Genomic DNA, 24688 nt, shown 5'->3' with positions numbered 1-24688 from the left:
CGACCGGATAAGTCCGCCATGTCTCCGAGTGTGAACGGAGTTGACGGCCTTTCAGTAGCCCGCGTTTCGGCCTGGCTGAGTGCGCCCCACACCCACCTCGACCCGTCATCCGCCTCAGTGCCGCGCGCGAAAACCGTCCCCGTACCACCTCCCGAGGCGCCCGGCGCGCGGGTAGGTGCCGATCGGTCCGGCGGGCAGTCGGCATCCATCGCGCGAGAGCGCCGATCACGAACGAGAGCATCGATCTCGCGTGAGAGCACTGATCTCCTACGAGAGCACCTGTCCGCAGAGAGAGCGCCGCTCGTGCAGAGGTGCAGCGCTCTCATGCGAGAGCACTGCTCTCGAACCAGCGCGCCAGTCACCACCGTGAGCAGTGCTCTCGAAGCGGAGCACCCGTCTCGAAGCTGATCACCGCTCTCGGGCCGGAGGCCGGCCGCACCTACCGGTCACTCGCCCCCGGTGCCGACGCCTCCCCCAGCCAAACCCCCCGCGCCTGCCAAACCCCCCGCGCCCGCCGCGCCGAGTCCCAGCCACGCCAGGACCCCCGCGACGTCCGGCACCGTCCGCACACCCGGCGGCAGCGGCGGGCGCCGGACGAGCACCACCGGTAGCCCCGCCTCCCTGGCCGCCGTCAGTTTGGCGGCTGTCGCCGCCGCGCCGCTGTCCTTGGTCACCAGTACGTCGACGCGGTGCCTGCGCAGGAGTTGGGCCTCGTCGGACACGGTGAACGGGCCGCGTGCCAGGACGACGTCCGTGAGCGGGGGCAGCGGAGGATCGGGCTGTTCGACGGAGCGTACGACGAAGCGGACGTCCGTCACGTGGGCGAAGGACGCCAGTCCGAGGCGGCCGGTCGTCAGGAACACGACGCGGCCCAGGCTCGGCAGCAGGGCGGCTGCCTCGGCGAGCGAGTCGACGGTGTGCCAGCGGTCGCCGGGGCCGGGCTGCCAGCCGGGGCGGCGCAGTACCACCGCCGGTACGCCCGTGCTGTCGGCCGCGCGGGCCGCGTTGGCCGTGATCGTGGCGGCGAAGGGGTGGGTGGCGTCGACGACCGCGTCCACCTGTCGGTCCCGGATCCAGGCGGCGAGTCCCTCCGCGCCACCGAAGCCCCCGGTGCGGACTTCCCCGGGCAGGGCGCCGGGGCGGGCCACCCGGCCGGCGAGGGACGTCGTCACCCGGAAACCGGGGCGGGCGGAGAGGTCGGCGGCCAGCGTGCGCGACTCGGTGGTGCCGCCGAGGACCAGGACGTGCGGGGACATGGTGTCGAGCGTACGAGGTGGGCGGGCGGAGGGGGGAGGGCGGGGACGGTCGGGCGGTGGCCCCGCGGTGTCCGCTCTCGGACGAATCCCTTCCCGGTGCCTCCCCAACCACGGCCGCATGGCCCATAGTTCGGGGGATCGTGCGCCGAGCCGCGGCGCGGAACGGACGGTCTGGCATGGCTTGGTCGTGGGACGACGGCTCCCGCCGCCACCGGCTCGCGTGGACGAACGAGCCGCGCGGGGCGGGCGGGAAGGCGGGGTGCGCGGGACCTCCCGCCAGGGCGGGAGCGGTGGGCGAGCTGCGCCTGTTCGACGTGCGGGGAAGCGTGGTGGGGCTGCTGCATTACCGGGTCTGCGCGGACTGCCGTACCGGGCGGATACTCGACGTCTGGATACGGGACGGATGGCAGGGCGAGGGGCGGGGGCGGGAACTGCTCCAGTCGGTGCTGGGCCGGCATCCCGGTCTGCGCTGGAGCACCACGCAGCAGTCGGCGGCGGGGCGGGGCTTCTTCGCGGCGATGTCCGGGGAGTCGTCGCTCGACTTCCCGTCGTGCGGCCCGCTCTGCCCGCATCTGCGCGGCTGGTTGCGTCGGGTGCTGGGGCTCTCGCGGACGTCAGCGGCCGCGGCGGCCTGACGTGGCGCGTGCGTGTCGGGCGTGTGGGCGTGGGTGTGTCGAGGCGGCTCAGCGGAGCAGCAGTTCCAGGGCGCCCACGATCGTTGCCGCGATCACGAGTTGTTCGAAGAGTCGCTGGTTGATCCGGTTCACAGCCCATTTGCCGATGAACGCGCCGGGCACGACGAAGATCGCGAGTGCGGCGTCGAGCAGCAGCGACCGTCCGTCGATCAGCCCGAGCCCCACGCTGAACGGGACCTTCGAGATGTTGACGATCAGGAAGAAGAAGGCGGAGGTACCGAGGAAGCCCAGCTTCCGGAAGCCCGCCGACAGGAGATACATCGACATCACCGGTCCCCCGGCGTTGGCGACCATGGTGGTGAAACCGCCGGTGACACCGTAGGACCGGGCCTTGAGCCGACCCGCGCGGGTGCTGACGGTGTCCGGGCCGTCCGACGTGCCGGCGGTGCGCCGCCGCCAGACCGTCACTCCCGCCATCAGCAGCAGGATCGCGCCGATGGACGTGCGGACCACGCCGTCGTCGGCCCACACCAGGAACAGGGTGCCGATCACCACCCCCGCCGCGACGGCCGGGAAGAGCCGCCACAGAGTGGGCCAGTGGGCGTGCCGCCGGTAGGTGAGGACCGCCAGGACGTCGCCGACGATCAGGATCGGGAGCAGCACGCCGGTCGACGCGCGGGCGGGCAGTACCGCCGCGAAGATCGCGAGGCTGACCGTGTTGGCGCCGCTCACTGCGGTCTTGGAGAAGCCGACGAGCAGGGCGGCGCCGGCGAGTGCGGCGAACCCCCAGCCGGACATGTGCCAGAGCGTCATCGTGTTCATGCCGTGACCGATGTTATGCGCGGGCAACCGTGCCGGGTAAGCGGGCCCCCGGTCCGACGCGGGCGGCAGCGGCCCGAACGCCACGACTCAACTCGCTTCCGTCCGGGCCGTGTTCGCTCGCGTCCGTGCTCAGCCCGCCTGCGCGTACCGGGTGCGCAGCTCCCGCTTGAGCACCTTCATGCTGGGGCCGAGGGGGAGTTCGGCGGCGAACTCGACGCGCCGCGGGTACTTGTGCCGTCCCAGGAGTTCCTTGGACCACTCCGTTATGGCCGCCCCGTCCCGCTCGGCGCCCGGCGCGGGGACGATCACCGCGCACACCTCCTCGCCGTGCAGTTCGTCGGGCAGACCGATCACGGCGACCTGCGCGACGGCGGGGTGGCGTACGAGGACCTCCTCGACCTCGCGGGGGTAGACGTTGAAGCCGCCGCGGATGATGACGTCCTTCTTGCGGTCCACGATGCGCAGGAAACCGTCGTCGTCCTTGGTGCCGAGGTCGCCCGTGCGGAACCAGCCGTCCACCATGGCCTCGGCGGTCGCTTCGGGGCGGCCGAGGTAGCCGGAGAACACGTTGTGGCCGCGGACGACGACCTCGCCCAACTCCCCCGTGGGCAGCAACTCGACGCGCTCCTCGGTCTCGGCGCGCGCGATCTCCACCTCGACACCCCACAGCGGGTGGCCGATGGTGCCCGCCTTCGTCCCGAACCACGGCTGGTTGACGGTCGCGGTGGGCGAGGTCTCGGAGAGCCCGTACCCCTCGTAGACGGGCGCGCCGAACGCCTTCTCGAAGCGTTCCAGCACGGCGACGGGCAGGGAGGCGCCGCCCGAGACGCACACGCGCAGTTCGGGCAGCGCGTCCGCGTCGGCCGCAGCGGCGGCGAGGGCGACGTACATCGTCGGCACCCCGTGGAACGTGTTGACGTTCTCCCGCACCATCAGCTCGATCGCCCGCGCCGCGTCGAAGCGCGGCAGCAGCACGAGTGTCGCCCCGGCCCGCCAGACGGAGTTGAGGGAGACGGTCTGCCCGAAGGCGTGGAACAGCGGGAGGGCGCCGAGCGCGATGTCGTCGGTGTGCAGGTCGTTGGCGTCGAAGGCGTTGACGGTCGCGTTCATCACGAGGTTGAAGTGGCTGAGCACGGCGCCCTTCGGGGTACCGGTGGTGCCGCTCGTGTAGAAGATGACGGCCGGGTCGTCGGCGTCGCGCCCGACGTAGGACCGGGGTGCCTCGGCGGCCGCCGCGAGCGCGTCGAACTCCGCGCCCAGGGTGACCACTTGGATGCCCACCGCCCGCGCGGCGGCGGTGGCCTGCTCGGCCTGCGCGGGGTGACAGAGCAGGAGGGTGCTGCCGCTGTCGCGCAGGACGTGCTCGATCTCCGTGCCGGTGAGGAGGAGGTGCACGGGGACGACGACGGCCCCGGCGGCGAGGGCGGCGTAGTAGGCCTGCGGGAACTCCGCGGTGTTGGGCGCCATCAGGGCCACCCGGTCCCCCGGACGCACGCCGAGACCCGCGAGCGCGCCGGCCCGGTCGAGGGCGCGCTGCCACATCTCGGCGAAGGTCAGGCGCAATTCACCCTCGACGAGGGCTGTCTTGTCCGGACGACGCCGGGCGTTCTCGGCCAGGACGGCTGCGAGGGAGAGGCTTGCCATGGAGGGACGCTCCGTTTCTTGCTGCGGCTCGGGGAGGTGTGGCTTGCGGTGGTGGGGTGCGGATGTTCCGGGGCTCAGGACCGCTCGACGAGTACGGCGCTGCCCTGTCCCACGCCGACGCACATGGTCGCGAGACCCCGGGTGGCCCGGGTGCGGCGCATCCGGTGCAGCAGGGTGGTGAGGATGCGGGCGCCGGAGCAGCCGAGCGGGTGGCCGAGGGCGATGGCGCCGCCGCTCGGGTTCACCAGGCCCGGGTCGAAGCCGAGTTGATCCACGCACGCGAGAGCCTGGGCGGCGAACGCCTCGTTGAATTCCGCCTCCTGCACGTCGTCGACGCTCCAGCCGACGCGCGCCAGGGCCTTGCGGGTGGCCGGTACCGGGCCGATGCCCATGACGTCCGGGTGGACGCCCGCCGAGGCGCCCGCGACGTAGCGGCCCAGGGACTCCAGGCCGAGTTCGTTCAGGGCGTCCTCGCTGACGAGGAGCAGGCCCGCGGCGCCGTCGTTCATCGGTGAGGCGTTGCCCGCGGTGACGGAACCGCCCTGCCGGAAGGCCGGCTTGAGACGGGAGAGCTTCTCGTAGGAGGTGTCCTCACGGATTCCCTCGTCGCGGTCGACGACGACGCCGTCGGGGCGCTCCACAGCGAGGAGTTCGTCGTCGAAGTGGCCGTTCTGCCGCGCCTTGGCCGCCAGTTGGTGGCTGCGCAGCGCGAACTCGTCCTGGCGCTCACGGGAAATGCCGTGGCGTTCGGCGACCTCCTCGGCGGTCTCGCCCATGGCGAGCAGTCCGTGCAGGTCCTTCATCGCGGGGTTCACCAGTCGCCAGCCGAGCCGGGTGTCGACCGTCTCCATGCGGTGCGGCAGCGCCTCGTCGGGCCGGGCCAGGACGAACGGGGCGCGGCTCATCGACTCGGATCCGCCCGCGAGCACGATGTCGGCCTCTCCGGCGGCGACGGTCCGGGCGGCCGCGGTGACGGCCTCCATGCCGGAGGCGCACAGCCGGTTGACGGTCGCGCCCGGCACGGTCTCGGGGAGCCCGGCGAGCAGCGCGGCCATGCGGGCGACGTTGCGGTTGTCCTCGCCCGCCTGATTGGCGGCGCCCCAGTAGACGTCGTCGATGCGGGCGGGGTCGAGGGCGGGCACCCCGGCGACCAGTCCACGGATCACGGCGGCGGCGAGATCGTCCGGGCGGACGGTGGACAGGGCCCCGCGGAGCCTGCCGATGGGGGTGCGGCGGGCGGCCGCGAAGTGAACGGGACGCACGGAGGACTCCTGACCGGTGGTGTGGTGGCTGCGTTGCCCCACGGCCCATTAATTAGCACTGCTAGTTTTTGACTATAGGCCCCGTCCCGTCTCCTGGGAAGGACCACGTGCCACGGCCGCACCACGGCAGCCGAACGGGGCGCCTCGCGGCACCGGGCCGGAGGACGGAGGGCGTCCGGAGGGGCGGGCGGCGCCGGACGGCCTCGCCCGGGAGGCCGCGACGGCAGCGATGGAACACGCTGGAGACACGGTCGGCGGAGTTTGCGCGAGTTTCACGACGGGCACCCGCGCCCGCAGGACGGGAACGGAACCAGGACCGGGACCAGGACCGGAACCAGGACCAGCAGCAGAGAAGCGGCACCGAAGGAAGCGACCAGGGGCCGACAGGCCCGCACGGGCGGCGCGCGCGGCATCGGTCACCGGCAGACACCGGTTGACCGTACGCACGGCGTGACCGTACGCAGGGAAGGACGGCAGCACCATGACGGACGCCTTCGAGCTCGACGCCCTCTGGGAGGAGTTTCACCGCCTGGTGAACATGACCTCGCCGGAGCTGGCCGCCTGGCTCCAGGTCCGCGAGGAGCGCGCCGGCCACGGGCCGGCGGAGGGCGAGGCGGCGCCGGGGGCGGATGCCGGGGCCGGGGCGCGGACAGGGGCGGAGACGGAGACGGGCGAGCAGATCCTCTCCATCCTCCAGAAGCGCCGCATGGACCTCACGGACGACGACGCCCGGGTGATGTACCGCGTCGTGGACACCGTGGAGGAGATCACCTCACGGGCGGCGCCCGGCACGGAGGCCGAGGCGGACGCCCGGCGGCAGGACCTCATGGCGCTCGGACACGACCCGCACCGGGCGTCCGGCACGGCAGGCGCCTCCGCCACCGCGTGACGGACACGCCTCCCCGGCACGCCCCTCCGGCTGCACCTCCGCCACCGCGTGACGGACACACCCCGCCCGGCGGCACCCCTGCCACCGCGTGACGGACACGCCCCGCCGGACGCGCACGTCCGCCATCGTCACCGAGCAGCCCCGGCGGCCCGCGCGGCCGGAGAAGGGGCGACGCCGGGCGAACGGGACCTACAGGCCGTCGTCCCCTTCCACTCCGGTGACGTCCAGCGCGAAGGCCAGTGAGCGTGCGAAGCAGTCCTCCACCACCGAGTCGTCCGGCCCCACCCAGAGGTGGTCGGCACCGGGCACGGGGACGAACTCGGCCTCCGCGCCCGCCTGTTGCAGTGCGGCGACGAGCGCCTCGCCCTGCGCGGGCGGGATCAGCGAGTCGTCCGTGCCGTGCAGGACGAGGAACGGCGGGGCTCCCGCGGTGACCCGCGCCACGGGGCTTGCCGCGCGGGCGAGTTCGGGCCGCTCGGCGGCGGGCCCGCCGAGCAGGGTCGCCTCGGGGGTGCCCGCCGGGGCCGCGGTGAGGTCCGTGGGCCCGTACCAGACCACGCACCCCGACGCCTGCGGCCCCGTGGAGAGCGCGAGCAGGGCTGCGAGATGAGCACCCGCCGACTCGCCCCAGGTGACCAATCGCCGCATGTCCAGGCCGAGTTCGTCACCGCGTCCGTCCAGCCAGCGCAGCGCCTCCGTGAGGTCGTCCTCCTGCGCGGGGAAGGGCGCCTCGCCGCTGAGCCGGTAGTCCGGGCAGGCCACGGCGAAGCCCGCGCGTGCCAACCGGGCGAAGGGTCCGGGCCGCCAGGCGCGGAACCGCGGACCAAGGTCGTCGCGCATCCCCTTGCGCCAGGCGCCGCCGTGCACGAAGACGATCACCGGAAGCGGTCCGGCCGGACGTCCCTCGGGCAGCCAGAGGTCCAGTTCGAGGGGGCGGCTGCCGTCCCGGAAGCAGCAGGGAACCCCGCGCAACAGCCTTACCCCGTCGGCCGGTTGGGCAGCGGGCGGCAGAGGCAGCGTGGCGAGGTCGGGCAGCGCGAGGAACGGGGCGAGGGCGGCGGACGGCTGGGGCACGGCGGAACCTCCGGAGGGGTCGGGGGCCGGGCGCGGCGGCGGGCGCCGCGCGTCGGCGGTGGTGGTCGAAACTGCCGCTCCGGGACACCGGGGCACGGGCCCGCTGCCGGGCGGCGCACCGACCCGGCGGCGGGGCGGGCGACGGCGACCGGGGCGGACGACGACGGCCGCGTCGACCTCGCGGGCGAGGCCACGGGCGGACGACGACGGCCGGCGACGGGCGACCGCGTCGCCGGACCGGAAGGCGTGCGGGGACCCTGCGGGCAGCTCGCGGGCCGCGGTCGGCGCTCGCCGCCGCGCGAAGGGGCCGGTGATGAAGGGGGCGGGCGCGCCGACGAGTCCGGTCGGCCCGGTCGTGCCGAGGGAGGCTTCCCGTGCGGTGTCGTGCGGTCCCGCCCGCGCCCGCGGCGGTCAGCCGCCGGTGCGCCACTGGTGGTCGGGCAGGAACGTGACGTCGTAATTCTGCGGCACGGTACCGAACTTGTGCGGTTCGGGCACGAACGGGCGCTGCGGCAGGCCCTGTTCGTCGGTGGGGGTGCCGAGGTTCTCGAAGAAGCGCTCGAAGGTGCCGCCGGGCCCGGCGGCCACGCCGACGATGCGGCTGTGGTGGCGCTCGATGCGGTAGGAGTGCGGGCAGTTCTTGGGGACGAGGCCGAAGTCGCCCTCGGTGAGCAGCTTTTCGTGCTGCTCGCCGTCGAGGTCCTCGACGAACAGGCGCACCGCGCCGTCGGTGACGAAGAAGACCTCGTAGGTGTCGGAGTGCGAGTGGGCCGGGATGATGTCGCCCCGGGGGCCCTCGCAGGTGAAGAAGTTGAAGGTGTTCTCGGTCTGCGGACCGCCCGCGTAGACGGTGAACAGATCGCCGAAGAGATGGGCGCGGTCGCCCATGCCCTTCTCGATGAAGTACGGCTTGCCGGGTTCGGCGGGAATGAGTGAACGAGTGCGTCGGGCGAACTCCATGGTCATGTGGCCGGCCTCCGGTTCGGTCGCGCGCCGGGGAGCACCCGGCATTAATGTCAGGCTACCTGACATCACCCGGAAGGCAATCCCTTGTGCACCGCGAACGGCCCGTATGCTCGTGGACCGGGAAAACGAGGAGCCATGGCCGAACCCACGCACAACATGCCGATGCTGCTGGCCGACGCCAAGCGCTGGTTCGACGACGCGCTCACCGCGAGCATGCGGGCGGCCGGCGAACAGCCGGTGACCAGCGCGCAGGGCCAGATCTTCGCCAGTCTCGACGACGGCGGCACCACGGTCTCGGAGGTCGCGCGCCGACTGGGCGTGACCCGGCAGACCGTCCACCAGGCGGTGCACGGCCTGGTATCCATGGGCCTGCTCGAACAGATCGCCGACCCCTCCTCGGCCCGCAGCCGGCTCGTCCGGATGACCGCGGAGGGGCACCGGGTGCACGCCCGCGCGCAGGCCACGCTCGCCGTCGTCGAGGACGTGCTCGCCGACCGCATCGGCACGGGCCCGGCTCGGGCGCTGCGCCACGCGCTGCTCCTGCCGCGCGGCGAACCGCCCCTGGTCGAGGCGCCCTGACCCCTGCGCCCGAACACCCGTCCACTCCCCCGGCGTCCCCCACCTCCCGGCGACACACCGCTCCCGCCCGGCCCCCACCCCCGTCCGGAGCCGGTCCGCGCGATCTCCGGACAGGTGGATCACCGGACGGCACAATGGCGGAACGACCGTGCCGCCACCGGGCGGCCGTGCGGTTCTGGAGCGGCACCGCTGGGGTGCGTGAGGAGCGGACGTGACCGAGAGCCACCCCCCGGCCGGCGGAACTCCCCGGCTCAACACAGCCGTTGCGCACAACGCGCGCGTGTGGAACTACTGGATCGGCGGCAAGGACCACTACGAGATCGACCAGCGTGTGGGCGAGCACATCGCCGACATGTTCCCGGTGATCCGTGAAGTGGCCCGCGCCGACCGCGACTTCCTGAAGCGGGCGGTACGGCTGCTCACCGAGGAACTCGGCGTCCGGCAGTTCCTGGACATCGGCACGGGCCTGCCCACGGCCGACAACACCCACGACACCGCACAGACGATCGCCCCCGACGCCCGGATCGTCTACGTCGACAACGACCCCGTCGTGCTCCTGCACGCGCGGTCGCTGCTGACGAGCGCCCCCGAGGGTGTCACCGCCTACGTCGACGCCGACGTGCACGACCCGGACGCGATCGTCGCGCGGGCGGCGGAGACCCTGGACATGAAGCGGCCCGTCGCGGTGATGATGCTCGGCATCCTCAACTTCGTGCGGGACACCACCGAGGCCCGTGACATCGCGCGACGGGTCATGGCCGCCGTCCCGCCCGGCAGTTACCTCGTACTGACGCATCCGACGTTCGACGCCGAGGTCGGCGGGGAGGGCAATGTCGAGGCGATGCGCTTCTGGAACGAGAACGCCACTCCGCCGATCACCGCCCGCTCGCACGCCGAGATCGCGTCCTTTCTCGACGGCCTGGACCTGCTCGCCCCCGGCCTCGTGCCCTGCTCCCGGTGGCACGCCGGGGACGGCGCACCGGCGGTCCCCCAGTACGGCGCGGTCGCCGTGAAACCCTGAAGCCCTTCCAGCGCCCCCACCCGCCGGCCGACACCGGGACGGGCCGCGCCCGCGCACGACGACACGACGGCCCTCCCGCGGCGGTTGCCCGGCGGGGCGAGGGCGGTCACAGTTGGCCCGGAGCGGCTCACCCGGAGCGGAATCACTGAAAGTATGATCAAGCAATGTCTGACATGACGGAGACCACGCCCGGTTGGCTGTCCGCCGACGAACTCGACTCGGCCCGCTCGCGCATGCCGATCCTCTACGTCGAGGCGGTGCCGGTACGCGTGGACGACAGCGGTGACGTCACCAGCATCGGCCTGCTGCTGCGCATGGGGCCGGAGGGCACGGTCAGCCGCACCCTCGTCTCCGGCCGGGTGCTGCACCACGAGCGGGTGCGCGACGCGCTGCTGCGACACCTGGAGAAGGACCTGGGCCCGGTGGCACTGCCGCGGGTCCCGGCCTCGCTCCAGCCGTTCACCGTCGCCGAGTACTTCCCGACGCAGGGCATCACGCCGTACCACGACCCCCGTCAGCACGCGGTGTCGCTGGCGTACGTGGTCCCGGTGACCGGCGACTGCCGGCCGCGCCAGGACGCCCTGGACCTGGTCTGGTTCAGCCCCCAGGAGGCCGCCTCGCAGGCCCTCCAGAACGAGATGCCGGGCGGCCACGGCGTCCTGCTGAAGCAGGCCCTGGCCCACGTGGGCCACCTGGTCTGACCGACCCGCCGAAGAGGCCGCGGCGCCCCGCGCCGCAGCCGGGCCGGCGGGTGCCGCCCGAGGGACATACGACGCGTGCCGTCGGCGTGCCGGTCGGCACCGGACGACACGGCGGGCAGGACGCGGACCGGGACGGGCAAGCGCGGACAACAACGAAAGGCCGGTTTCGGATCACTCCGAAACCGGCCTGAAATCGACTCTCGCGAGTCGGGACGACAGGATTTGAACCTGCGACCCCTTGACCCCCAGTCAAGTGCGCTACCAAGCTGCGCCACGTCCCGGTGCCCGTCTGACCTGGGGTTTCCCCTGGCCGAACGCGCAGAGCAACCATACCGCACTCGGGTCCGTGGTCGCGCACGGCTTTGTCGTGGGCGGCGCCGTCGGCGACGGGGCCTTGACCTCAAGCGGACTTGAGGTTTCAGACTCGGAGGCATGACCACCACCGAGAGCCCGACGGCCGACGACACCCACGCCCGGACGTACGCGGACCTGCCCGCGCTCATGAGCCTGATGACCGGCGACGAGAAGCACGGTCCGGCCTCCACCTCCACCCTGGACGTCCTCTGGGTCCTGTACGACCGCGTCCTGCGGGTCGGCCCCGAACTGGTCGACGACCCCGCGCGGGACCGGTTCCTGCTGTCCAAGGGGCACGGTCCCACGGCGTACTACGCGGTGCTCGCCGCGAAGGGGTTCCTGCCCCTCGGCCTGCTGCCCGGCTTCGGCACGTTCGACTCGCCGCTCGGGCATCACCCGGACCGCACGCTGCTGCCGGGCGTCGAGATCGGCAGCGGTTCCCTCGGGCACGGGCTGCCGCTCGGCGTCGGCACCGCGCTGGGGCTGCGCGCGCGAGGGCTCACCGGGCCGCGCGTGTGGGTGCTGACGGGCGACGCGGAACTGGACGAGGGCAGCAACCACGAGGCGATCGACTTCGCCGGCGCCACCGGCCTCGACACGCTGCACACGGTCGTCGTCGACAACGCGTCCTCCCGGTACGCACCGCCCGGCGGTGTCGCCGCGCGGTTCGCCACGGCCGGATGGTCCACGGCGACCGTCGACGGCCGTGACCACGACGCGCTGTACGGGGCGTTCACCGCGGCGCACCCGGGCCGGCCGCACGTGGTCGTGGCCCGCGTGGAGTCCCAGGACTCCTGAGCCCCGCGGGCGGCGCGCCGACGCCACCGGTCCCGCCCCGCCGCACCCGTCACATCCGTTGCCAACCTCCTCACCGTCACGAACCAGAAAGCAGGCTCCTCCCATGGACACGATGCGTGACCGTTTCGCCCCCGTCGTATCTCGGCTCCTCGACGAGGACCCCCGGGTCGCCGTCGTCCTCGCCGTCATCGGGTCCGACGGTTTCGCCGAGGCCGCGCGCCGGCATCCGGACCGGGTCGTCGACGTCGGCATCCGCGAACAGCTCCTGGTGGGGGTGGGCGGGGGCCTGGCCCTGGCCGGGCTGCGGCCGGTCGTGCACACCTTCGCCAGCTTCCTCGTGGAGCGGCCCTTCGAGCAGGTCAAGCTGGACCTCGGCCACCAGGGCACGGGTGCCGTCCTGGTCAGCGCCGGGGCCTCCTACGACGTGGCGGCCGGCGGCCACACGCACATGGCCCCCGGTGACGTCGCGCTGCTGGACACGCTCGACGGCTGGACCGTGCACGTGCCGGGTCACCCCGACGAGGCGGAGACCCTGCTGCGGCACGCCGTCCGCGCCGGGGACGACAAGGTGTACGTGCGGCTGTCGACGCAGGCGAACCGCGAGGGGCGCCCGGTCGACGGGGCCGGTTTCCGCACCGTCCGCGAGGGGCGTCGCGGGACCGTGGTCGCCGTCGGGCCGACCCTCGACCCGGTGCTCGACGCGACCCGGGGACTCGACGTGACCGTCCTGTACGCGACCACCGTGCGCCCGTTCGACGCCGGGGCGCTGCGCGCCGCCACCCGGACCGCGGGGACGGACGTCGTCCTCGTGGAGCCGTACCTCGCCGGGACCTCGACTGCCGCCGCGAACGACGCGCTCAACGACCTCCCGCACCGCGTACTGGGGCTCGGCGTCGGCCGGCGCGAACTGCGCCGCTACGGCACCCCGCAGGAACACGCGATTGCCCACGGCCTGGACGCGGCAACGCTGCGGCGGCGCCTCGACGGCTTCCTCGGGAACGGCGGAACGGAGACCGCGGCACCCGTACCGGCAGCGGCCGCCGGCTGAACCGCCCACGCCCCGCCGCCGGTTCGGGTCAGTCCGTCAACGGCCTTCCCAGGTACGGGTGTTCGTCGCAGAGGCGGGTCGGTGCGGCCTGGCGCCAGGAGTCGGCGAGGATGTCGTCCAGTTCGCCGTCGTCCTCAAGTGCCTTCAGGCGCACGCGAATCCATGCGAAACCGGCCTCGTGGTGCGCGACCCAGAACTTGTCCGGCTCCGCGAGGACGAGTTCGTCGCGCTCCTCCTTGGGGCAGCGCACCGCGATCGAGGTCTCCTCCTCGGGGAGGGTCGCGAACATCTTTCCCGCGACCCGGAACGTGGGCATGTTCCAGGCCGTCTTCTCGGTCGTGTCCGGCAGGGCGAGGGCGAGGCGGCGTACGTCTTCGGCGTCGGGCATGGAACGCACCGTAGCCAACGGCACTGACACTCAGGCGCCGTCGCCGCCGGGCGGGGGCAGCCGCTTGTAGTAGATCGTCGTGGGCCGCAGTTCGCCGTCGGTGTTCGCCGCGTAGTCGGGCACGACCCCGGCCCGGGTCCAGCCGCAGGAGCGGTAGAGGCGCTCGGCGGGGCTGTCCGTCTCGGTGTCCAGGTGCAGCAGCGTGACGCCGTCGCGGGCGGCGTCCCGTTCGGCGGTCGACAGCAGGAGGCGTCCGACGCCCCGGCCGCGCGCGTCCGGGTGGACCATCAGCTTGACGATCTCGGCGCGGTGGCGGCTGTTCGCCTTGTCGGCCGGGACCAGGCCGATGGTGCCGAGGATCCGGTCGCCGTCCCGCGCCGTCCACACGGCGAGGCGACCGGCCGCGGCGAGCTCGGCCCGTTCCCGCCACCACGCGGTGGCGTCCTCGTCGGTGAGTGGCGCGAGAAAGCCCACGGAGGCGCCCGCGCCGACCGTGGCGACGAGCAGTCGGGACAGGTCCGGAACCAGGGAGCGCACCGCGGCGCCGCCCTCGCGCGTCACTTTCACGGCAGGACCACCGCCAGGACGTACCGCACGTCGTCCGGCCCCGGGCAGCGGAACCGGACCGGCCCCCACACCCGCCACCGCAGGCAGTCCCCGGCGGTGAGGCGGTGTTCGACGTCCGCGGCGGTCAGGTCGAGGGTGCCGTCCAGCACCCAGAGGTGCTGTTCGAGGCCCGGCACGGAAGGGCGGTCGTACGCGACGTCGGCGCCCGCGACGAGGCGGCACTCGACGAGTTCGCCGCGCAGGCCGGGGTGCGGCGGCGAGACGGACCGCCGTACGTAGCCGGTCCTCCGGTCCTCCCAGCGGGTCTGCTCGGCGGCACGGACCAGGAGCGCCGGTTCCGTCTCGATCTCGCCGAGCAGCCTGGACATCGTCCGCCCGTAGACGTGGCACAGCCGGTTGAGGACGGACGCGGTCGGACTGGTCTCGGCGCGCTCGGCACGCGACAGCGTGGACCTGCTCACACCGCTGCGGTCGGCCAACTCGCCCAGGGACCAGCCCTGTTCGGCCCTCAGCTCGGCCAGTCGCGCGGCCAGCCTGACGTCGACGGGGTCCGGGGCCGGCGAGGCCTCGGGAGGGGGCGGGGGCGCGTCCGACCGGCTTCTCATATCCGGGACAGTATCCCGAATGCGGGACAGCAGGGAAGCCCCACCCGGCTCACCGTGGCACGACCGCGGACCGCACCGCGTGCCCGTCACCGCGCCTGTTCGACCGCCGCCTCTCCCAGCGCGTCCAGGACCGGACGGATCAGCGGGTGCTCCTCGGCTCCCCTGCGCACGGCGGCGAAGACGCGGCGGGTGGGCGCGGTGCCGTCCACGGGGCGGACCACGACACCCGTGAGGTCCATGCCGCGCAGCGCCGAACGGGGCACGAGGGCCACCCCCGCGTCGGCCGAGGCGAGGGCCACGACCGCGCGGAAGTCGTCCGACGAGTGCGCCAGGGCGGGCTGGAAACCGGCGCTCTCGCAGGCCAGGACGACCACGTCGTGACAGGGGTTGCCGGGGTACGGACCGATCCACGGGTCCTTCGCCAGCTCGGCGAGCGGCACCTCGGGGGCGTCGGCGAGCCGATGCGTGAGCGGCACGACGGCGTCGAACGGCTCGGCGTACAGCGGGACATGGGTCAGCCGGGGGTCGTCGGCGGGCGGGGCGCCCCGGTACTCGACGGCGACCGCGACGTCGACCTGCCGGTCGAGGACCATGAGCAGGCTGGCGTCGCCCTCGGCGTCCCGCACCCGGACCCGGATGCCCGGCGAGGTCCGCGCGAGCGCGGCCAGGGCGGGGGCGACGACCTGGCCGATGCCGGTCGCGAAGGAGGCGACGGTGACCGTGCCCGCCGCGCCGGAACCGTAGGCGGCGAGTTCGGCCTCGGCCCGCTCCAGCTGGGCGAGGACGGCGTTCGTGTGCGCGAGCAGGATCTCACCGGCCGCGGTGAGCCGGACGCCCCTGGCGCCGCGTTCGACGAGCCGGTGGCCGGTCTCCTGCTCCAGCGCGGCGAGCTGCTGGGAGACCGCGGACGGCGTGAGGTACAGCGCCGCCGCGGCCGCCGTCACCGTACGGTGGTCGGCGACCGCCCGGAGAATGTGGAGCCGCCGTGCTTCGATCACGTGCCCGATTCTCTCAGCTCGGCGGGGCGGCTCCGACGCCGGTCGGCCCCGGAGCCACCGGTGGGGGCGCCGCTCAGGCCGCCAGTGCCGCCCGCGCCGCCACGAAGGCGTCCACGGCGCGGTGCACGTCCTCGGTGGAGTGCGCCGCCGAGAGCTGCACGCGGATGCGCGCCTTGCCCTGCGGCACCACCGGGTACGAGAAGCCCGTCACGTACACGCCCCGCTCCAGGAGCAGTTCCGCCATGCGGCCGGCCACCGCCGCGTCGCCGATCATCACCGGGGCGATCGCATGGTCGCCGGGCAGGACGTCGAAGCCCTCCTCGGTCATCCGGCGGCGGAACAGCTCGGTGTTCGCGGTCAGCCGCCCGCGCAGCTCCCCCGCCGACTCCAGCAGGTCGAGGACCTTCAGGGACGCGGCGGCGATCACCGGTGCCAGGGTGTTCGAGAACAGGTACGGGCGCGAGCGCTGGCGCAGCAGTGCGACGATCTCGGCGCGGGCCGCGACGTAACCGCCGGAGGCGCCGCCGAGCGCCTTGCCCAGGGTGCCGGTGAGGATGTCGACGCGGTCCATGACGCCGTGCAGCTCGGGAGTGCCGCGGCCGTTCGGGCCGACGAAGCCCACGGCGTGCGAGTCGTCGACCATCACCATCGCGTCGTAGCGGTCGGCGAGGTCGCAGATCTCGGCCAGGGGCGCCACGTAGCCGTCCATGGAGAACACGCCGTCGGTGACGATCAGTCGGCGGCGCGCGTCCTGGGACTCCTTGAGCCGGGCCTCCAGCTCGGCCAGGTCGCGGTTGGCGTAGCGCAGGCGGCGGGCCTTGGAGAGGCGGATGCCGTCGATGATGGAGGCATGGTTGAGGGCGTCGGATATCACCGCGTCCTGCTCGCCCAGAAGGGTCTCGAAGACGCCGCCGTTGGCGTCGAAGCAGGACGAGTAGAGGATCGTGTCCTCCTGGCCGAGGAACGCCGAGAGCCGGGCCTCCAGTTCCTTGTGCACCTCCTGCGTTCCGCAGATGAACCGCACGGACGCCATGCCGTAGCCCCAGCGGTCCAGTGCCTCGTGGGCGGCGGCGACCACGTCGGGGTGGTCGGCGAGGCCGAGGTAGTTGTTGGCGCAGAAGTTGAGGACCTCGCCGGGCCGGCCCCCCGAGCTGACGCGCACGGTCGCGGACTGCGGTGTGCCGATGACGCGCTCGGGCTTGTGCAGTCCGGCGGCCCGGATCTCGTCGAGGGTGGCGCGGATGTCGTCGCGCACGGAGTCGAACATGAGGGGCTCCTCGAAATGGCTCGCGCAGAAAAGAAGTCGGGGAGACGGAACGACCCCTGGGGTCGGGATCCGTCGGGGGTCGGGATCCGTCGGACGGCGGCGTGGGCCGTCAGGCCGCGGCCGTCCAGTCGAGGACGATCTTGCCGCTGCGGCCACTGGCCGCGTCCGCGAACGCCGCCTCGTGGTCGCGGTGGTCGTACCGTCCCGTGATGACGGGGGCGAGGTCGAGGCCGCCTTCGAGCAGGACCGACATCGCGTACCAGGTCTCGAACATCTCCCGGCCGTAGATGCCCTTGACCGTGATCATCGAGGTGACGATCCGGGACCAGTCGACGGCGAACTCCTCGGCGGGCAGGCCGAGCATCGCGATCCGGCCGCCGTGCGTCATGTTGGCGAGCATGTCCCGCATCGCCTCCGGCCGGCCGGACATCTCCAGACCGACGTCGAAGCCCTCGCGCAGGCCCAGGGAGCGCTGGCCGTCGGCGATCGTGGCCGCGGACACGTCGAGCGCGAGGCTCACGCCGATCTTCCGGGCCAGTTCGAGGCGTTCCTCGCTGACGTCGGTGATCATGACGTGCCGCGCACCGGCGTGCCGGGCGACCGCCGCCGCCATCAGGCCGATCGGGCCCGCGCCCGTGATCAGCACGTCCTCGCCGACGAGCGGGAAGGACAGGGCGGTGTGCACGGCGTTGCCGAACGGGTCGAAGATCGCGGCGACGTCGAGGTCGACGGGCACGCGGTGCACCCACACGTTGCCGGCGGGCAGCGCCACGTACTCGGCGAACGCGCCATCGCGGCCGACGCCGAGGCCGACCGTGGAACGGCACAGGTGCCGGCGGCCGGCCAGGCAGTTGCGGCACTTGCCGCACACCAGGTGCCCCTCGCCGCTGACCCGGTCGCCGACGGAGATCTCGGTGACGTCCCGGCCGGTGGCCACGACCTCGCCGGCGAACTCGTGGCCGACCACGAGCGGGGTCCGGACGGCCTGCCGCGCCCACCCGTCCCAGGCACGGATGTGCAGGTCGGTGCCGCAGATGCCGGTCCTCAGCACCTTGATCAGGACGTCACCGGGACCGACCTCGGGCTCCGGGACGTCGACGAGGTCGAGTCCGGGCTCGGCGTGCTGCTTGACCAGCGCCTTCAACGACGGCTCCTGTACGTGCGGTCCGGGTCCTGGGCATGACGAAATCGCCCGGACCGGGACAGGGGTGGGATCAGGAGCAATCTGCCCTACCCGGGCCGCCGGGTCCATCGAGGTTTTCTTAAGCGGCGCAGCAGCTCTGCTTCACACGCCCGGAACGGTCGTGCCGGGGAGCGCCCGTGCGGCACCGGCACGGGGCGTCCCCGTGCGGCGCCCCGACCGCGGTCCGGCCCCCTACAGCGCGAACCCGTCGGCGTGCCGCCGCTCCAGGCGCACGGAGAGGTCGGCGGCGGCGGCCTTGATGGTGTCCAGGTCCTCCGGGCCCCAGGGCCGCGGGCGCACGTCCGCGACGCACACCGTGCCGAGCGTCATCCCCGTACTGTCGATCAGGGGCGCACCGAGGTAGCAGCGGATGCCGAACTCGTCGACGACCGGGTTGCCCGCGAAGCGCGGGAAGTCGCGCACGTCCTCCAGCGCCAACGCCCGCCGGCGGACGACCACATGGGGGCAGAAGCCGTGGTCGCGGGCCATCGCGCGGCCGAACTCGGGCCGGGGCACCGGCCGTTCGGAGGAGTGGCGCGCACGGGGCGGGGCATGCAGCCCGGCGAAGAACTGTCCTGCCACGTCGATGAAGTTGACCATCGCGTAGGGCGCGCCGATGAGATCGGCGAGGCGGTCGGCGAACGCGTCGAGGTCGGGGTCGGGCCGCTCGCCGAGCCCCATCCGGCGCAGCCGCAGGGTGCGTTCGGGCGCGTCCTTGTCGTCGGGCGTGAGCAGCAGACGGCCGACCGGACGCGGCGGGTCGTAGCTCATGGGCGGGCTCCCTCGCCGGGGGCGGACCTCGCGGGCGGGCCCGCGGGCCGGGGCTCGCGGCTCACCGGGACACACCGTGGCTGGGTGCGGGAGCCGGGGCGTGGGCGATGAGGTGGCGGACGAGGGTCAGCAGGGTCTGCACGCTGGAGCTGGAGATCCGCGCGTCGCACCGCACGACGGGGATCTCCGGCGGCAGGTCGATCGCGGCGCGGACCTCGTCGGGCGCGTAGCGGTGGGCGCCGTCGAACTCGTTGACGGCGATGATGAATCCGAGGCCGCGCTGCTCGAAGAAGTCGACGGCGGCGAAGCAGTCCTCCAGGCGGCGCGTGTCGGCGAGGATGACGGCGCCGAGCGCGCCCTCGGACAGCTCGTCCCACATGAACCAGAACCGTTCCTGGCCGGGCGTGCCGAAGAGGTAGAGCACGTGTTCCGGGTCGAGGGTGATGCGGCCGAAGTCCATGGCCACGGTGGTCTCGACCTTGTTCTCGATGCCGTCGAGACTGTCCGTGCCGGCGCTGACCGTGGTGAGCAGTTCCTCCGTGCTCAGCGGCGCGATCTCGCTCACCGCGCCCACGAAGGTCGTCTTGCCCACCCCGAACCCGCCCGCCACCAGGATCTTCAGGGCGGTGGGGAAGGGGTCACAGCTGTCGTCGTAATCCATCGAGCACTGCCTCCAGCAGAGACCGGTCAGTGGGGTTGTGGTAGCGGGCGGGGGGCCTCGCGGTCAGCGCCCCGCAGTCGACGAGGTCCGACAGCAGCACCTTGGTGACCGCCGCCGGCAGCCGGAGATGGGCGGCGATCTCGGCCACCGGGAGGGGGCCGCGGCACAGGGCGAGTGCCTGCGCGTGCTCCGGACCCAGGTAGCCGCGCGGTGCGCGTCCGGTCGCCATCACCTGCGACATGAGGTCGAGCGCGGTGCTCGGACGGGTCCGGCCGTTGCTCACGGTGTACGGACGGACCAGGCGGCCGGCCGCGTCGTCGAGCCACGGCCCGTCGCCGGCCGTCGCCACGCTCAATGCCTCGTCGCCGAGGGTTCGACGGCCTGCTGCCGGGGCGCGGTCACCAGGTAGGGGCGAACGCTCTTGACCAGCATGGCCATTTCGTAGCCGAGCACCGCCGCGTCCGCCTCGCGCTCGGCGAGCACGGCGAGACAGGTGCCGGATCCGGCGGTGGTGACGAACAGCAGCGTCGAGTCCAGTTCGACGACGACCTGCCGTACGTCGCCGCCGTCGCCGAAGCGGATGCCGGCGCTGCGGCCCAGGGAGTAGAGGCCGGAGGCCAGGGCCGCCATGTGGTCGGCGCTGTCGGCGTCAAGCCCGTGGACGGACTTGACCAGGCCGTCGCAGGACAGGAGCACCGCGCTGCTGGTGTGGGGCACGCGCTGCACCAGGCCGCTGAGCAGCCAGTCGAGGTCGGATGCACGGCCGGTCGGCGCGTCGCTCGCCATGGTCGATCGACTCCTTGGGGTACGAAGTCCTGCGCGGCGGGCGCAGGTTGTGGGGGTGGACGGGCGGATGGCGGACATCTGGGCGGCTGGGGTCATCCGGCGGGGGTGCTCCCGTCGCTCCGGGCGTCCGCGTCGGGGCGGGCGGCCCTCTCCGGCCGGACGGCCGACTCCGGTGCCGCCGGGGCGGGTTCGCCGCGGCCGGTGCCGGCGCGGTACGCGGCAGGTCCGCGGCCGTCGTACGCCTCGGCCGGTACGGACGCGGACACGGGCGCCTGCACGGTGGGCGGTTCGCCGGGGACCGGTACAGACGGGCGTGAACTGCCGGGCAGGTGCTGGAGGTTGGAGCGCCAGGGCCGGCCCGCCCGGAGGGCCGCGAGCGCGGAGCCACCGGGGGCGTCGAGCGGGTGGGCGGCAACGGGCACCGGCGCCGGGGGCTCCGGCGCCTCCTCCACCGCGTCGCGCCCGCGCACGTCGGAGTCGCGGACGGCTGCCGGTGGCCGGGGCGCCTCCGGTACCCGGACCGGCAGGGGTTCGGGGGCCGCCGCCGGGGCCTCGGCCTCCGTCTCCGCCCTCTCCAGGTCCTGCTGCGTCTCCGCGAGTCCGACTCCGCGCCTGAAGGCGGCCACGAGCCCCGGGTCGTGCAGGGCGGGCACATCGTCGTCCGGGCGCGGGGCGGGGGCTTCGAGCAGTTGCGGGGCGAGGTGCTCAAGGGCGCGGCGCCGGGGCAGATGGGGCCTGTGCATCGTCCCGCGCAGGGCCTCCGCGCGCGGTACGGGCGCCTCGCCCGCCCGTTCGGCGACGGCGGCCCGGTCGTCGGGCCGGATGCCGGGCACGGCGTCGGCCGGATTGTGCCGCCCCTCCTGGGAGTTGCGCCGCGGCAGCGGTGCGGGGGCGGCGCCGTCCCGGGACGCCGGGAAGGGCTCGCCGCCGTGCGGCGCCGAGGCCGCGGGGGCGGCGGGAGCCGTGGCCGGGCCCCGCTCGGCAGGGGGTGCCGCGGCGGGCCGGGACGGCGGCGCGGCGGCGGCCGGTGCCGTCCGCCGGGGCGGCGCGAGGCGGTCCTCCCCGGTGCCGCGGTCGGCGGCGGCGGGCGGCAACTGCGGTACGGCGGAACCCCGTTGGAGCGCGGGCGCGGCAGGGGGCAGCGCGGCCGGGGAGTCGTCCGCGCCGACCGCGGGTGCGGCCGCCGCCCCGTCGGGCACCCCGGCACCGAGGACCGCCGGAGGCAGGACCAGCACCGCCTGCACGCCGCCGTAGATGTTGCTCTGGAGCCGGACGTTGATGCCGTGCCGCCGGGCGAGCTGGGAGACCACGTAGAGACCGATGCGGCCGTCCGCGAGCAGGCCCGCGACGTTCACCTGGTCGGGGTCGGCGAGGAGTTGGTTCATGCTGTGCTGCTCGTCCACCGGCATGCCCAGTCCGCGGTCCTCGACCTCGACGGCGAGTCCGGCGGTCACCACGTTGGCGCGGAGCAGGACCTGGGTGTTCGGGGCGGAGAACACCGTGGCGTTCTCGACCAGTTCGGCGAGCAGGTGCATGACGTCGGCGACCGCGTGGCCGCGCAGGGTGCCGTCGAGGGGCGGGACGAGTTTGACCCTGGAGTACTGCTCGACCTCGGCGATGGCGGACCGCAGCACCTCGGTCATCGGCACCGGGTTGCTCCACTGGCGGCGGGAGACCGCGCCGCCGAGCACGGCGAGGTTCTCGGCGTGCCGGCGGATGCGGGTGGCGAGGTGGTCGACGTGGAACAGGCCCTTGAGGAGGTCCGGGTCCTCGATCCGGTTCTCCAGCTCGTCGAGGATGGCGATCTCGCGGTGGACCAGGGACTGGAGCCGCCGGGCGAGGTTGACGAAGACCTCGACCTTCTGTTCGTGGCCCGCGCGGGTGGAGAGCCGGGCGGCCTGGACGACGGCGGTGACGGCGCCCTCGCGCTCGCGCGCCAGGTCGGCCGCGAGCAGCTCGAAGTCGTCGGCGTCGCTCGGCGGGCCGCCGCCGCGCGCCTTGCGCCGGGGCGGCGCCTCGCCCTGGCGCAGCGCGTCGAGGAGGGTGCGCAGGTCGGCCTCGCCGCGGACGCTGCCGGAGCGCAGCGCGTCGACCCGGTCGCGCACGGAGCGGGCGGCCCGGTCGGCGGCCACCGCCGCGATCGCGACGGCCGCGAGCGTCACGGAGACGGCGCCGGCCAGCACGGCGGACAGGGTGAGACCCGGCCGCACTCCGGTGGAGCGGGCCATGAAGAGGACGGCGGCCGCGGCGGCCAGGGCGACCGCGACGGGCGGCAGCACCGCGAGCCGCAGAAGCTGGGGGCGTACATGGGCCTCGGGCAGCGCGGGGGCGTTGCGGTCGACCGGCCGGCCGTGCCGTCCGCCCTCACGGCGGTCTGCGCGGGCGGCCGGTGCGCGGAGCTGGGACATCGGTGTCCTCGTACGGGAGGCTGGTGCGTCGGGGCGGGAGGGTCGTGCGGGGCGGGGCCGTGGGGACGGCCCGGGGCGCGCCTTCGGACGGGGTCCGGACCGCGCCGCCTTCGCGCGGCGCGGCGGTTCGCCGTCCGCCGGGGGGCGTGCGCCGTCGGGGAGTTCGGACCCGGTGCGGTCCATGACGACACCCCCTCGGTGTGAACGGTGAACCTCGCTGCGAGCACGGTCCGCGCGTCGTGTCCGGACGATCGCGCGCCGCCGGTCGCGGGAGCGGAAAAATCTGCCCTCTGTGGACCAACGGCGACTCACAGTAGTCGCCGACGTGTCAGGTGCGATGTGCAGTTGACGAACTCCCCCGCACAGCGTCCCGCTCTGGTATGAGAGTTCGTACGTCAGCGCGAGGGCACGTCTCGGTCAACCGCTCCAACTCGCAACCCGCTCAGGCGTTTTCGATCACACGCGGTCACTTGCGAACGCCGGGCGTCGTGCGCGGGATGCCGTGCGCGGGACGTCGTGCGCGGGCGTGCACCGGACGTCGAAAACGCGCGTCGCCCCGTCCCGCGCGGTTGGGCGCGGGACGGGGCGACGCGGTGCGGTGCGTATTACTGGTCGGCCGTCTGGGTGCTGCTCTCCTCGGAGCCCCGGGAGGACACCGGACCCGGGTCCTCGCCGCCGGAACGCGCGCCGGCCGTCTCCACCGCGGACACGACGGCCGCCTCCACCAGCAACGGCACCTCCGGCCAGCCGCCGGCGGGCGCCTCCGCCGCGCTGCGCCACCAGGGTGCCGACGGCGGTGCGACGGCCGGTTCGAACGGCTCCCCGGGCTCGGGTGCGGCCAGGGTGACGCCCGCCTCCCGGGTCGCCCTGAGCATCCACTCCCCCGGCTCCTCCCACGCGTGCGGCGCCAGGCTGAAGGTCCCCCAGTGGATCGGCAGCAGCACGCCGGCCCCGGCGTCGCCGCCCTGGAGGTCGACGTGCGTGCGGACGCCCTCGTCGGGGGTCATGTGGATGTCGGGCCAGAACTCGGAGTACGCGCCGACCTGGATCATCGTCGCGTCGAACGGCCCGTGCGCGGCGCCGATGTCCCGGAAGCCCTCGAAGTAGCCGGTGTCGCCGCTGTGGTAAACGCGGTGCTCGGGGCCCGCGACGACCCAGGACGCCCACAGGGTGTGCTGGGTGTTGCGCAGTCCGCGTCCGCAGAAGTGGCGCGCGGGCGTCGCGGTCAGGGTGAGTCCGCCGACCTCGGTCGTCTCGTGCCAGTCGAGTTCGCGCAGCCGGTCGGCGGGCACGCCCCAGTGCTCCAGGTGCGCGCCGACACCGAGCGGCACCGCGAACAGGGTGTCGGTGCCCGCCAGTTCACGGATCGTCGGGGTGTCGAGGTGGTCGTAGTGGTCGTGCGAGATCACGACGACGTCGACGGGTCCCAGGGAGGCCAGCGGCACCGGGACGGGGTGCAGCCGCTTGGGGCCGGCGAACGCGAACGGGGAGCACCGCTCGCCCCACACCGGGTCGAAGAGCACCCGTTGCCCGTCGATCTCCACGAGGACGCTGGAGTGCCCCATCCAGGTCACCCGCAGTCCGCTCACCGGAGGCTTCTCCAGGTCCGCGAGGGTGGTGGGGTGCACGGGGACGGTGCTGCGGGGGGCGCGGCGCGCCTTCAGGTCCCGGTCGAAGTAGGTCTTCGCGAGGTCGAGCTTCGACCCGGTCGGGCCGAGGCTGGAGGGTCCTCCGGGGTTCTGGAAGACGCCGTCCTTGAAATGGGGGGATCTGCGGATGCGCGCCAGGCGCTCACCGCTGGGGTCCACGCCGAAGGCTGCGGGCTGCAGCGCGCGGAGCCCGGAGCTCGATGAACGGGAACCGGCCACGGTGCCTCCAGGTCGAATCGGTCAGGTATTCCATTATGGCCGGGCGGCCCAGGGGTCGCCCGGCCCTCGACCGGCACGCTACGGCACGGGCGCGGTCTCCCGCCGGGCCGTCCCCCACCGTGCGCGGCCCGCGCGGA

At 73.8% G+C, this 24688-nt stretch carries 25 protein-coding genes and 1 tRNA gene; 7 read left to right on the top strand and 19 right to left on the bottom strand.

Annotation, left to right across the window (positions count from 1 at the left end; all coding sequences use genetic code 11):
* Positions 1–446: 446 nt before the first annotated feature.
* Positions 447–1256 carry a cobalt-precorrin-6A reductase gene (locus tag ACFZA0_RS24420; protein WP_391020634.1) on the bottom strand — a complete coding sequence of 270 codons (810 nt, stop codon included), beginning with the start codon at positions 1254–1256 and terminating at the stop codon, positions 447–449.
* A gap of 176 nt (positions 1257–1432) precedes the next feature.
* Here ACFZA0_RS24420 and ACFZA0_RS24415 point away from each other — a divergent pair, with 176 nt between their 5' ends.
* Entirely contained in the window at positions 1433–1891 is a 459-nt protein-coding gene (locus ACFZA0_RS24415) for a hypothetical protein (RefSeq protein ID WP_391020633.1), read from the top strand.
* 48 nt (positions 1892–1939) lie between these two features.
* On the opposite strand, the gene ACFZA0_RS24410 is transcribed toward ACFZA0_RS24415, so the two are convergent.
* The 3 genes from ACFZA0_RS24410 to ACFZA0_RS24400 form a co-directional block, all read right to left on the bottom strand.
* Positions 1940–2713, bottom strand: a complete 774-nt coding sequence (locus ACFZA0_RS24410) for a TSUP family transporter (protein ID WP_391020631.1) — start codon at positions 2711–2713, stop codon at positions 1940–1942.
* Between the two features lie 129 nt (positions 2714–2842).
* Complete coding sequence (locus tag ACFZA0_RS24405) at positions 2843–4357, bottom strand: AMP-binding protein (RefSeq protein WP_391020629.1); 1515 nt, start codon at positions 4355–4357, stop codon at positions 2843–2845.
* Between the two features lie 74 nt (positions 4358–4431).
* Entirely contained in the window at positions 4432–5619 is a 1188-nt protein-coding gene (locus ACFZA0_RS24400; protein ID WP_391020627.1) for an acetyl-CoA C-acyltransferase, read from the bottom strand.
* Between the two features lie 481 nt (positions 5620–6100).
* Between ACFZA0_RS24400 and ACFZA0_RS24395 the strand changes: the two genes are divergently transcribed.
* A complete protein-coding gene (locus ACFZA0_RS24395; protein ID WP_391020625.1) occupies positions 6101–6508 on the top strand; it encodes a DUF3140 domain-containing protein in 408 nt (135 codons plus the stop codon).
* Between the two features lie 189 nt (positions 6509–6697).
* Here ACFZA0_RS24395 and ACFZA0_RS24390 read toward each other — a convergent pair whose 3' ends face one another.
* Both ACFZA0_RS24390 and ACFZA0_RS24385 read right to left on the bottom strand, forming a co-directional pair.
* Positions 6698–7582, bottom strand: a complete 885-nt coding sequence (locus tag ACFZA0_RS24390; protein WP_391020623.1) for an alpha/beta hydrolase fold domain-containing protein — start codon at positions 7580–7582, stop codon at positions 6698–6700.
* Positions 7583–7993: 411 nt separating this feature from the next.
* Entirely contained in the window at positions 7994–8548 is a 555-nt protein-coding gene (locus ACFZA0_RS24385; protein WP_391020843.1) for a cupin domain-containing protein, read from the bottom strand.
* Between the two features lie 135 nt (positions 8549–8683).
* Here ACFZA0_RS24385 and ACFZA0_RS24380 point away from each other — a divergent pair, with 135 nt between their 5' ends.
* The 3 genes from ACFZA0_RS24380 to ACFZA0_RS24370 all read left to right on the top strand — a co-directional run bounded on the left by ACFZA0_RS24380 (position 8684) and on the right by ACFZA0_RS24370 (position 10849).
* Positions 8684–9127 carry a MarR family transcriptional regulator gene (locus ACFZA0_RS24380; RefSeq protein ID WP_391020621.1) on the top strand — a complete coding sequence of 148 codons (444 nt, stop codon included), beginning with the start codon at positions 8684–8686 and terminating at the stop codon, positions 9125–9127.
* 211 nt (positions 9128–9338) lie between these two features.
* Positions 9339–10148, top strand: a complete 810-nt coding sequence (locus ACFZA0_RS24375; protein ID WP_391020619.1) for an SAM-dependent methyltransferase — start codon at positions 9339–9341, stop codon at positions 10146–10148.
* 164 nt (positions 10149–10312) lie between these two features.
* Entirely contained in the window at positions 10313–10849 is a 537-nt protein-coding gene (locus ACFZA0_RS24370) for a DUF4916 domain-containing protein (RefSeq protein ID WP_391020617.1), read from the top strand.
* Between the two features lie 207 nt (positions 10850–11056).
* Here ACFZA0_RS24370 and ACFZA0_RS24365 read toward each other — a convergent pair.
* A tRNA-Pro gene (locus ACFZA0_RS24365) sits at positions 11057–11130 on the bottom strand.
* A 151-nt stretch (positions 11131–11281) separates the two neighbouring features.
* Between ACFZA0_RS24365 and ACFZA0_RS24360 the strand changes: the two genes are divergently transcribed.
* Both ACFZA0_RS24360 and ACFZA0_RS24355 read left to right on the top strand, forming a co-directional pair.
* The gene (locus ACFZA0_RS24360) at positions 11282–12001 is read left to right on the top strand and encodes a transketolase (RefSeq protein WP_391020615.1); all 720 of its coding nucleotides are present in this window, start codon (positions 11282–11284) and stop codon (positions 11999–12001) included.
* Between the two features lie 103 nt (positions 12002–12104).
* Positions 12105–13049, top strand: coding sequence for a transketolase family protein (locus ACFZA0_RS24355; RefSeq protein ID WP_391020613.1), 945 nt, complete (start codon positions 12105–12107; stop codon positions 13047–13049).
* Between the two features lie 28 nt (positions 13050–13077).
* Here ACFZA0_RS24355 and ACFZA0_RS24350 read toward each other — a convergent pair whose 3' ends face one another.
* From ACFZA0_RS24350 to ACFZA0_RS24295, 12 genes are all read right to left on the bottom strand, one after another.
* Entirely contained in the window at positions 13078–13437 is a 360-nt protein-coding gene (locus tag ACFZA0_RS24350) for an MmcQ/YjbR family DNA-binding protein (protein WP_391020611.1), read from the bottom strand.
* A gap of 30 nt (positions 13438–13467) precedes the next feature.
* Positions 13468–14004 carry a GNAT family N-acetyltransferase gene (locus ACFZA0_RS24345; protein WP_391020608.1) on the bottom strand — a complete coding sequence of 179 codons (537 nt, stop codon included), beginning with the start codon at positions 14002–14004 and terminating at the stop codon, positions 13468–13470.
* Complete coding sequence (locus tag ACFZA0_RS24340; RefSeq protein ID WP_391020606.1) at positions 14001–14609, bottom strand: helix-turn-helix domain-containing protein; 609 nt, start codon at positions 14607–14609, stop codon at positions 14001–14003. Before ACFZA0_RS24340 ends, ACFZA0_RS24345 begins: the two co-directional genes overlap by 4 nt.
* A gap of 86 nt (positions 14610–14695) precedes the next feature.
* Positions 14696–15607 carry a LysR substrate-binding domain-containing protein gene (locus tag ACFZA0_RS24335; protein WP_391020604.1) on the bottom strand — a complete coding sequence of 304 codons (912 nt, stop codon included), beginning with the start codon at positions 15605–15607 and terminating at the stop codon, positions 14696–14698.
* 73 nt (positions 15608–15680) lie between these two features.
* The gene (locus ACFZA0_RS24330; protein WP_391020602.1) at positions 15681–16874 is read right to left on the bottom strand and encodes a glycine C-acetyltransferase; all 1194 of its coding nucleotides are present in this window, start codon (positions 16872–16874) and stop codon (positions 15681–15683) included.
* Positions 16875–16983: 109 nt separating this feature from the next.
* Positions 16984–18018, bottom strand: coding sequence for an L-threonine 3-dehydrogenase (gene tdh / locus ACFZA0_RS24325; protein WP_391020600.1), 1035 nt, complete (start codon positions 18016–18018; stop codon positions 16984–16986).
* A gap of 231 nt (positions 18019–18249) precedes the next feature.
* Positions 18250–18828 (bottom strand): GAF domain-containing protein, encoded by a 579-nt coding sequence (locus ACFZA0_RS24320; RefSeq protein WP_391020598.1) that lies wholly within the window; start codon positions 18826–18828, stop codon positions 18250–18252.
* Between the two features lie 61 nt (positions 18829–18889).
* On the bottom strand, positions 18890–19489 hold the full coding sequence (locus ACFZA0_RS24315) for an ATP/GTP-binding protein (protein WP_391020596.1): 600 nt from the start codon (positions 19487–19489) through the stop codon (positions 18890–18892).
* Entirely contained in the window at positions 19467–19838 is a 372-nt protein-coding gene (locus ACFZA0_RS24310; protein ID WP_391020594.1) for a DUF742 domain-containing protein, read from the bottom strand. The genes ACFZA0_RS24315 and ACFZA0_RS24310 overlap by 23 nt, the downstream gene beginning before the upstream one ends.
* Before the next feature lie 2 nt (positions 19839–19840).
* A complete protein-coding gene (locus ACFZA0_RS24305) occupies positions 19841–20275 on the bottom strand; it encodes a roadblock/LC7 domain-containing protein (protein ID WP_391020592.1) in 435 nt (144 codons plus the stop codon).
* A gap of 92 nt (positions 20276–20367) precedes the next feature.
* Positions 20368–22683 (bottom strand): ATP-binding protein, encoded by a 2316-nt coding sequence (locus ACFZA0_RS24300; RefSeq protein WP_391020590.1) that lies wholly within the window; start codon positions 22681–22683, stop codon positions 20368–20370.
* Positions 22684–23288: 605 nt separating this feature from the next.
* Complete coding sequence (locus tag ACFZA0_RS24295; protein ID WP_391020588.1) at positions 23289–24551, bottom strand: MBL fold metallo-hydrolase; 1263 nt, start codon at positions 24549–24551, stop codon at positions 23289–23291.
* Positions 24552–24688 lie beyond the last annotated feature (137 nt).

It is taken from the genome of Streptomyces sp. NPDC008150, from assembly GCF_042956945.1.
Classification (GTDB): Bacteria; Actinomycetota; Actinomycetes; order Streptomycetales; family Streptomycetaceae; genus Streptomyces.
This window is presented reverse-complemented; position numbering and strand designations above follow the sequence as displayed.

What these genes read in the sequence shown, in the direction of transcription:
- ACFZA0_RS24370 (WP_391020617.1), top strand. Translation starts at nt 10,313, where the DNA reads ATGTCTGACATGACGGAGACCACGCCCGGTTGGCTGTCCGCCGACGAA.
- ACFZA0_RS24320 (WP_391020598.1), bottom strand. Translation starts at nt 18,828, where the DNA reads ATGAGCTACGACCCGCCGCGTCCGGTCGGCCGTCTGCTGCTCACGCCC.
- ACFZA0_RS24420 (WP_391020634.1), bottom strand. Translation starts at nt 1,256, where the DNA reads ATGTCCCCGCACGTCCTGGTCCTCGGCGGCACCACCGAGTCGCGCACG.
- ACFZA0_RS24355 (WP_391020613.1), top strand. Translation starts at nt 12,105, where the DNA reads ATGGACACGATGCGTGACCGTTTCGCCCCCGTCGTATCTCGGCTCCTC.
- ACFZA0_RS24415 (WP_391020633.1), top strand. Translation starts at nt 1,433, where the DNA reads ATGGCTTGGTCGTGGGACGACGGCTCCCGCCGCCACCGGCTCGCGTGG.
- ACFZA0_RS24330 (WP_391020602.1), bottom strand. Translation starts at nt 16,874, where the DNA reads ATGTTCGACTCCGTGCGCGACGACATCCGCGCCACCCTCGACGAGATC.
- ACFZA0_RS24350 (WP_391020611.1), bottom strand. Translation starts at nt 13,437, where the DNA reads ATGCCCGACGCCGAAGACGTACGCCGCCTCGCCCTCGCCCTGCCGGAC.
- ACFZA0_RS24305 (WP_391020592.1), bottom strand. Translation starts at nt 20,275, where the DNA reads ATGGCGAGCGACGCGCCGACCGGCCGTGCATCCGACCTCGACTGGCTG.
- ACFZA0_RS24395 (WP_391020625.1), top strand. Translation starts at nt 6,101, where the DNA reads ATGACGGACGCCTTCGAGCTCGACGCCCTCTGGGAGGAGTTTCACCGC.
- ACFZA0_RS24385 (WP_391020843.1), bottom strand. Translation starts at nt 8,548, where the DNA reads ATGACCATGGAGTTCGCCCGACGCACTCGTTCACTCATTCCCGCCGAA.
- ACFZA0_RS24315 (WP_391020596.1), bottom strand. Translation starts at nt 19,489, where the DNA reads ATGGATTACGACGACAGCTGTGACCCCTTCCCCACCGCCCTGAAGATC.
- ACFZA0_RS24300 (WP_391020590.1), bottom strand. Translation starts at nt 22,683, where the DNA reads ATGTCCCAGCTCCGCGCACCGGCCGCCCGCGCAGACCGCCGTGAGGGC.
- ACFZA0_RS24380 (WP_391020621.1), top strand. Translation starts at nt 8,684, where the DNA reads ATGGCCGAACCCACGCACAACATGCCGATGCTGCTGGCCGACGCCAAG.
- ACFZA0_RS24360 (WP_391020615.1), top strand. Translation starts at nt 11,282, where the DNA reads ATGACCACCACCGAGAGCCCGACGGCCGACGACACCCACGCCCGGACG.
- ACFZA0_RS24410 (WP_391020631.1), bottom strand. Translation starts at nt 2,713, where the DNA reads ATGAACACGATGACGCTCTGGCACATGTCCGGCTGGGGGTTCGCCGCA.
- ACFZA0_RS24340 (WP_391020606.1), bottom strand. Translation starts at nt 14,609, where the DNA reads ATGAGAAGCCGGTCGGACGCGCCCCCGCCCCCTCCCGAGGCCTCGCCG.
- ACFZA0_RS24405 (WP_391020629.1), bottom strand. Translation starts at nt 4,357, where the DNA reads ATGGCAAGCCTCTCCCTCGCAGCCGTCCTGGCCGAGAACGCCCGGCGT.